This window comes from Candidatus Binatia bacterium, from assembly GCA_029243485.1.
Classification (GTDB): Bacteria; Desulfobacterota; Binatia; order UBA12015; family UBA12015; genus VGTG01.
In genome coordinates this window covers 1-6,774 of record JAQWRY010000082.1, presented here as the reverse complement: position 1 = coordinate 6,774, position 6,774 = coordinate 1, and the positions used below count along the sequence as shown (strand labels likewise).

Here is a 6,774-nt window from a genome sequence, read left to right as displayed (position 1 = left end):
GCGGGGACCTGGAGCTACCGACCCTCCATCCGCTGAAGCATCTGGCCGGCGACTGCGCGGCGCTCTTCAACACGGTCGGTGGCGTCGGCGGTACACCGAGCAGCGAACAGGAGTGCCTGCATACGCTCTGCACCGAGCTGTTCCCCGACCCGGCGTCGACCGACAATTGCGCGTGGTCGGCGACGCGGGACGCCACCCGGCCCGAAACGCACGCCCACGCCGTATGTCTCACCGACACGACTCCACTGGGCACGCCCGCCAGCGCTCAAAGGAACCAAGTCAATTACATCACCATCGCAAGCAATGTAGCGAACACCGGGTGGCTTACGATCTCAGTGGGAGCAAACGACCGGTTTTACAGTAGCTCTGCCGAGATAGGGCGCCCGGGCGAATAGTAGAAGCTCGCCGAGTAGACCGTCGGCCGCCCAGCGGCTACGCCGCGGGCGCTTGGACCCGATAGCCGGATCCGCCTCGGGGCTTCGCAGGGGCGGCTACCCGGCCACCTGGTCAAATAGGCCCTTCATGTTTCCTACCGCCCCCTATCTGCTGATACCTTTTCCGAGGCAACCACACAGAGTCCACAAGGAGAGCAGGATGTTCGGCATTGACCCAATGAAAATAGCGGTTCTTCTTTTCTGGCTGCCACCCCCTGTCGGCAACCAACCTGCGTGCTTAATCAGACGTTCAATCAGATTGAGACGGGAGACGGTACCCGGCCCAATCGGGGCCGATGCGTAGATTTATGCGGCGCGTGATTACAAAAACTAAAAATCGGTTGGGTCGCGACCAGGCTTTGGAGGTGTCGATGCTTGCGCGTTTCCTCAGCCATTTCGTTTTAATGAGTTGGCACCTTCGTACCGTTTACTTGGCACTCCTTATGTTGATCCTGATCTGTGCTCTAGCGATCGCATGGTTCGAAGGCCTTCCCATCGGAGCATCAATCTACTTCTCCTTTATCACGGGGCTCACTGTCGGATACGGAGACATCGTCCCACACACAGCGGCTGGTAGATTCGTTGCCGTGTTGTTGGGTTTCATCGGGATACTCTTTACGGGGGTCGTGGTTGCGGTCACCGTGCGCGCGGTTCGTGACGCCTGGGACGAGGTGCACAAGTCTGATTGAAATGGGAAAACTGTCCCCGCGTTTCTTTGCGGTACTGCAAGCTGATTAGTCTTCAAGAATCCGCAAAGGAATTTCAATCCCGGGTATACCCGTGTTCGCGATGTAAACAACCATCGCAATAAAAATGCCTGCAGTAGCGACCAACCCGCCAATGCGGATAGCCGACATGAAGCCCCTTTCGGCTGCAATCCGACCGAACGGCGCCTTGCCGGACGTATGCGTGCGCCTCTTTCTGCCTCATGGGCCCGCGCGAATCAGGACTTGCGCCAGTTGTCGTGCAGCTCACGCGGCCAGTAGCGCGTCGGCTCGATCCCGTCGGCCTCGATGAGCTCCGAGGCGATGCGCGCGTACTCATAGCAGTTGAGTTCGTATTGGTTGCCCCAGGGGTCGGCGAAGTCGAAGGCCCAACACATGTCAAAATCGACCATGTTGTTTGGGACCAGGGGTTTTCCAGAGGGGTGACAAATGCTTCCGGGCAAAGAGCGGGTGAAGGCCATATAGGCCTCGGCGTCGACGCTAAAGGCCACCCCTGTCTCCTGCTTGATCATGGGGTGCCCTTCGCTCGCCTCGAAGAGGGCGAGCATCGTTTGACCCCCGTCCGCCGAGATTTGTAGGGGGCCGCCCGGGAAGCCCTTGGCCCAAAAGTCGAAGCGCTCGACAGCCTCGAAGCCGAGATGTTCGGCGTACCACGCGGCCGCCTCGGCTCGGTCCGGCACCCGGATGTGGACGTGGTCAAGTCGGCCAACTCGGAACCGTGGCCTCTCGGACTGCTGCTTCGCGCTCACGGTTGCACGCTAGTCCGTCGGACGCTCAACGTGCAAGAGGCCGCCAGTCCGCGCCAGCCCGACGGCCTTTAACTAGCGACGGGCAGACCCCCTCAAGGGGGGACCTGCCCGTATGTGCTCTGCGAGAGGGGTGGGGACTAGTGGGCGACGCACTCCATGTCGCAGGGAGCGTTCTCACCGTTGAGGTCGCCCATGTCGCACTCCTCGACTTCGGCGAAGACCATGCCGTCGCCTCGGTCGGTCGACTATTCTGAAGCTCCGCATTGCAGAACCGATCGGATACAGCATTCGGCTTTGCAAGGGACCCCCACAACCCAGACAAGGAGATTGAGATGGCATTTGCAGGCAAGGTTGCATTGATTACAGGTGGCGGAAGCGGGATGGGGCGACTCGCGGCGCGCAATCTCGCAGCGCAGGGCAAGTTGGTCGCTGCTCTGGACGTGAACATAGACGGCTTGAAAGAGACGGCCGATGGTCACGACGGCATCTTGACCATTCCCACCGACGTGACCGATCCGGCCTCGGTCGAGTCTGCGGTGAGGCGCTGCGAGCAAGACCTCGGGCCCATCGACCGAGTCTACAACGCGGCTGCCATCATGCCCACCGGCCTGCTCATGGATCAAGACGTCTCAATTATTCAGAAGATCATGGACATCAATTACGGCGGTGTTGTCAACATCACGAAATTTGCATTGCCTGGAATGCTCGAACGAGGCCGGGGCGATTTTATCAACTTCGCATCGATGGCCGGCTGGATGCCGATCCTGTATCTCGGCGCATACAATGCATCGAAGTTTGCCGTGGTGGCATTCGCGGAAGTGCTCTACCACGAAAATCGTCACAAGGGCGTCCGCTTCGCTTGTGTTTGCCCGCCGCCTGTGGCCACTCCGCTACTGAAGCAAGCCGAAGACAACGTGTGGCCGAAAACTTTCGACACGGCTCCTCCGATCGAGCCCCAGGATGTGCTCGATGCAATCGAGGTCACCCTCGAAAAGAACACGCTGTGGGTATTCCCCGGTCGTACCACCCGGCTAGGCTGGCGCATGCGGCGTTGGTTCCCGGGTCTGGTTTGGAAAGTCGTCCACAAGACCGAGGGGTTCTAGCTCGAATTCTGGGTATTGAGTCATTTTGAGTGAATTATCGCGACGAATTGTCTTGGTGCCGGCAGAAAGTTTGGAGCCGCTGTAGCGGGTTTGGGTATTGATGGGGGCTCGGATGTCAAAGCGATGGATTTGGGGCGGGGTCGTCGTTCTCGTGGGCGTGTTGGCGGTCGGCTTCTTTGTCGCAGACCGAGCGACGTCGGGGATCGCGAGTTTCTGGGTGTGGCGCGCGCTTTCCTCCGATGCTCAGAGCGGTCGGTCGGTCCACGTCAATGAGGTCGACATTTATTTCGAGACTTACGGGAAAGGAGAGCCGCTGCTCCTGGCCCATGGGGGTCTGGCCACGATCGAGAGCATGCACGAGCAGATTACGAGGTTCTCTGGTGAGCGAAGGGTCATCGTTCCTGAGCGACGTGAACATGGCCGCTCGCCAGCCGTCGAAGGCCCCTTGACTTACGCCGACATGGCCGACGATATGATTGCGCTACTCGACTTTCTGGAAATTCAACGCACCGACATCTTCGGCTGGAGTGATGGCGGGATAATCGCCTTGGACATGGCAATGCGCTTTCCCGAACGCGTAGGGAAAATTGCCATATTCGGCTCGAACTATCATTTTGATGGAGTCGAGGACAGCCTGGGCGATTCCTTGGGCGACCCTGCCTCGGAAGAAATCGCCCCGATGAGAGTTATGTACGAAGCGGTTTCACCGAATCCAGACCGATGGCCAGAATTTTTCGAAAAGATCACCACGATGTGGCGGACTGAGCCCCAGTACACGGAGTCTCAGCTCGCTACCATCGATGCACAGACACTTGTCATGGTCGGCGAATTTGATGCGGTTCTCCCTGAGCACACGGAGAGTCTCGCGCGTGCGATCCCAGACTCTCAGCTCGAGATCCTTCCGGGTGCCACACATTTCGCACCGCTTGACGATGCCGACCGGGTGAATGATCTGCTCTCCTCGTTTCTCAACAAGTAGTGGTAAAAGAAAGCGCCCAGGGGGGTCGCCGTCGAGCCTTTGCTTCTGGAGTGCGCGAGCCTCAGGAATTAGGCGAGGGAGGGCCTCGGCCCGACGGGTGAAGGCGTCTCTGTCTCATCACAGAGACATCGAGTAAAGCAGCAGATTCATCCGGCGGGAGGCGGACAGGTTCGCGTAGGCATCTCGGGCCGCCTGTGCATCGCCTCCGTGCAGCCGGATGGCTTTGTCCAGGGTGGTCGCTCGCCCATTGTGTAGGAACGTTGAATGGCCACTGACTTGCTGTTGCAAGCGCAGACCCCACAAGGGTGCGGTCCGCCACTCGCAGCGGTCCGCACTTCCTTCATCCCTATCGGCGCAGAGCGCAGGGCCCATGTTCCACAACGGTAAATCGGTGAAGGGTCGAATCGTGATATTGCGAAACTGAGCGATCGGGTAGTCGTCGGCTGTCTGTAGTTCGGCCACATGGCAACTCGCGCAAGCCGAATCTACGAATGCCGCCTCGCCATCGAGAATATCCGGGTCCGTAATGGTGTCGGTGTCTGGAAGCCGTAAGCCGACGTTCGGTTGCTGATTGGCCTGGGCGGTTGGGTGACGCCGAATCGGCAGGCCGATGCCACGGATGTATTCCTCCATGCGGTCGATAAAGGGGAGGTTCACATTGCGAACTCCGAGATCGAGCGCAAAAGCTTTGAGGATCTGACCACGAATCGTGGGTTCGGTTGCTTTCCAGCCAAAGCGCCCATCCGGAACCTTGCCACCGCTCTCGCGCGCGAGTTCTTTGATGGTGCTGGGATCCACGGCTTCGAGCAGACCCAGGCCGATGAGCGGCGGTGCGACGCGAAGATCGTTGCCCTCGTGAATAAAACCCTGTTGCGCGTCACTTCCTCGGCCTGGGGGCGCGGATAGCCGACATGAAGCCCCTTTTTGGCTCCAATCCGACCTAACGGCGCCTTACCGGACGTATGCGTGCGCCTCGTTCTGCCTCATGGACGGCGAGCAATTGGTGGCCTGCTACGCGATGCCCGCGGGGCGGGGCTGGAAGACCAACCGCCGCGGCAGGCGCTCGGTCTTCCGCGACGCGCGCGACGACGGCTTCGCCGACCCCGAGGCGAACGAGCGCATCCGCCTGCGGGAACGCCCCGGCCGGATCCGCGTCGAGGCCCGTATCAAGGAGATCGCGCTCGAAGAGCTGTCGGGGGGGGGGGGACTAAATCCTCCTTGACGCCCTTCCTTTTCGAGTCCGATCGTTGCATAGCGAGGACATGCGAATCACGGCATGGGCTAGGGCGGTGTTGGCGTTGGTCGGCTTGGGATTTTCTCTCCAAGCGACACCGGCGCGCGCCGAAATCATTGGAACCCTCGAGCTCCCGAGCGTATACGCGTCGGGCATCTCCAACGTTCAGGGGTGGGTGTACACGACGACTCCTGGCGCGGAACTCATCCAGCCATTTGCGGTACTCATCGACAGCGTCGAGAAGTTCAAGGTGCCTTGCTGCGGAGACCGAGGCGATGTGCAGGAAACCCACCCCGGGGCACCGCTTCTGACGGGCTTCTCCGGCGTCTACAACTGGGGCCTCACCTGGGTCGAGCAGAACTCGGTCATTGTAGCGGACTCCCCGCAGGGCGGCAGCCCATCCGGCGCCGATGTCCTCGTTCAGGTCGTCGTCACGGATACGATGGGTGGCTTCGCGATCTTTGGACAGACCGTTCAGCTGTTCAACCCGACCCCGTGGCCGCGTTCGAAGATGGCAGAGTGGAAGGACTCCCTCGATCCGGACCCAGTTTTGCCCCTCGGAACCGACACGGGTCAGGGCATCCTTCCCGCCATCGAGTCAACCTGTGATCTCTCCAATAATGGCCTTTACTCCACCACCGCGTCGCTTAAGTGCAGCAACATGAAGTACACCGCGCCGGACGACTCCACGTTCTTCTGCGTCGAGTCCTACTTCGACTGGGACAAAGCCTCGCAGAGCTTCAAGCTGACCTCGAACTGCGATTTTTTCAAATGATCTCCGGTCTTCGGTGAGAGTCCGACCGCAGCGGCGCCACGTCTCGGCGCCGCTGCGGCATCCACCCATCAGATCTTCCGACCTACAAGGAAATGAGTCGTGATCGTCCTGCGTCCAGGCAGCGCGGTCTCGCCGCATGACTCGAACTCGCAACCGTCCTCCAGCGGCTCCGGCTGCTTCACCTGCGAGAAGGAACTTTCCGGCCCCGCGAACCTGTTCTTGACCGACATCCACGGCTGCAGCGCGACCGCCTCCGTCGACATTTAGTGCACCGACTCGGTGGAGCACTTCACGTTCTACACGGACGAACGCGGAAGAGTGATCCGGGCGTGATCCCGTTCGGTCCATTCCATCTCGCCGACGCGTTCGGCTCACGAAACGTCGGCGTGACGCGACCGACGGAGTTCGGACTCACTGGACGGACTCCTACGTGCGCATGGTCAAGCCTGTACGTCGTCAGCTGAGTCGGGATCTTTGGGGTCGATTTCTAAGAGACACTTCCGGCACGTTTGCTCGCCTATGCAGCTCGTAGATTCTGCCGTTTGCGACGAGCCATTGTCTTGTTCTTGATCTGTTCTCGGCGCGTCAGGATCGCGTTGCGCCGCCCATGATATGCATCGGCTGGAGTCACGTTGTCCAGTGACTCGTGGTAGCGGCGGTGGTTGTAGTGCTCGACGAAGCGACCGATCGCTCGCGCCAGATCCAGCGTCTCGGTCACGTCCGACGCCTTCATCGTCGTGCCGAGCGTCCACGCCAGGATGTAGCGCGAGTAATC

10 protein-coding genes are annotated in these 6,774 nt (G+C 60.1%); 7 read left to right on the top strand and 3 right to left on the bottom strand.

Annotated elements, in window-relative coordinates; genetic code table 11:
* Positions 1 to 395: hypothetical protein (locus P8R42_24065; protein MDG2307673.1), on the top strand; the 395-nt coding region annotated here is incomplete at its 5' end.
* 482 nt (positions 396 to 877) lie between these two features.
* Positions 878 to 1,123, top strand: a complete 246-nt coding sequence (locus P8R42_24060; protein ID MDG2307672.1) for a potassium channel family protein — start codon at positions 878 to 880, stop codon at positions 1,121 to 1,123.
* A gap of 254 nt (positions 1,124 to 1,377) precedes the next feature.
* On the opposite strand, the gene P8R42_24055 is transcribed toward P8R42_24060, so the two are convergent.
* Entirely contained in the window at positions 1,378 to 1,908 is a 531-nt protein-coding gene (locus tag P8R42_24055; protein ID MDG2307671.1) for a VOC family protein, read from the bottom strand.
* A gap of 332 nt (positions 1,909 to 2,240) precedes the next feature.
* On the opposite strand from P8R42_24055, the gene P8R42_24050 reads away from it, so the two are divergent.
* Both P8R42_24050 and P8R42_24045 read left to right on the top strand, forming a co-directional pair.
* Positions 2,241 to 3,011, top strand: coding sequence for an SDR family NAD(P)-dependent oxidoreductase (locus P8R42_24050; protein ID MDG2307670.1), 771 nt, complete (start codon positions 2,241 to 2,243; stop codon positions 3,009 to 3,011).
* 151 nt (positions 3,012 to 3,162) lie between these two features.
* A complete protein-coding gene (locus P8R42_24045; protein MDG2307669.1) occupies positions 3,163 to 3,990 on the top strand; it encodes an alpha/beta hydrolase in 828 nt (275 codons plus the stop codon).
* Between the two features lie 117 nt (positions 3,991 to 4,107).
* On the opposite strand, the gene P8R42_24040 is transcribed toward P8R42_24045, so the two are convergent.
* On the bottom strand, positions 4,108 to 4,788 hold the full coding sequence (locus P8R42_24040) for a di-heme oxidoredictase family protein (protein MDG2307668.1): 681 nt from the start codon (positions 4,786 to 4,788) through the stop codon (positions 4,108 to 4,110).
* A 187-nt stretch (positions 4,789 to 4,975) separates the two neighbouring features.
* Here P8R42_24040 and P8R42_24035 point away from each other — a divergent pair, with 187 nt between their 5' ends.
* From P8R42_24035 to P8R42_24025, 3 genes are all read left to right on the top strand, one after another.
* The gene (locus P8R42_24035) at positions 4,976 to 5,212 is read left to right on the top strand and encodes a hypothetical protein (protein MDG2307667.1); all 237 of its coding nucleotides are present in this window, start codon (positions 4,976 to 4,978) and stop codon (positions 5,210 to 5,212) included.
* Between the two features lie 40 nt (positions 5,213 to 5,252).
* On the top strand, positions 5,253 to 5,999 hold the full coding sequence (locus P8R42_24030) for a hypothetical protein (GenBank protein MDG2307666.1): 747 nt from the start codon (positions 5,253 to 5,255) through the stop codon (positions 5,997 to 5,999).
* 99 nt (positions 6,000 to 6,098) lie between these two features.
* Entirely contained in the window at positions 6,099 to 6,266 is a 168-nt protein-coding gene (locus tag P8R42_24025; protein ID MDG2307665.1) for a hypothetical protein, read from the top strand.
* 250 nt (positions 6,267 to 6,516) lie between these two features.
* Here the strand turns inward: P8R42_24025 and P8R42_24020 are convergent.
* On the bottom strand, positions 6,517 to 6,774 hold a 258-nt coding region (locus P8R42_24020; GenBank protein MDG2307664.1), incomplete at its 5' end, for an integrase core domain-containing protein.

Coding starts and splice junctions, on each gene's coding strand:
- P8R42_24060 (MDG2307672.1), top strand. CDS start 878: ATGTTGATCCTGATCTGTGCTCTAGCGATCGCATGGTTCGAAGGCCTT.
- P8R42_24050 (MDG2307670.1), top strand. CDS start 2,241: ATGGCATTTGCAGGCAAGGTTGCATTGATTACAGGTGGCGGAAGCGGG.
- P8R42_24035 (MDG2307667.1), top strand. CDS start 4,976: ATGGACGGCGAGCAATTGGTGGCCTGCTACGCGATGCCCGCGGGGCGG.
- P8R42_24030 (MDG2307666.1), top strand. CDS start 5,253: ATGCGAATCACGGCATGGGCTAGGGCGGTGTTGGCGTTGGTCGGCTTG.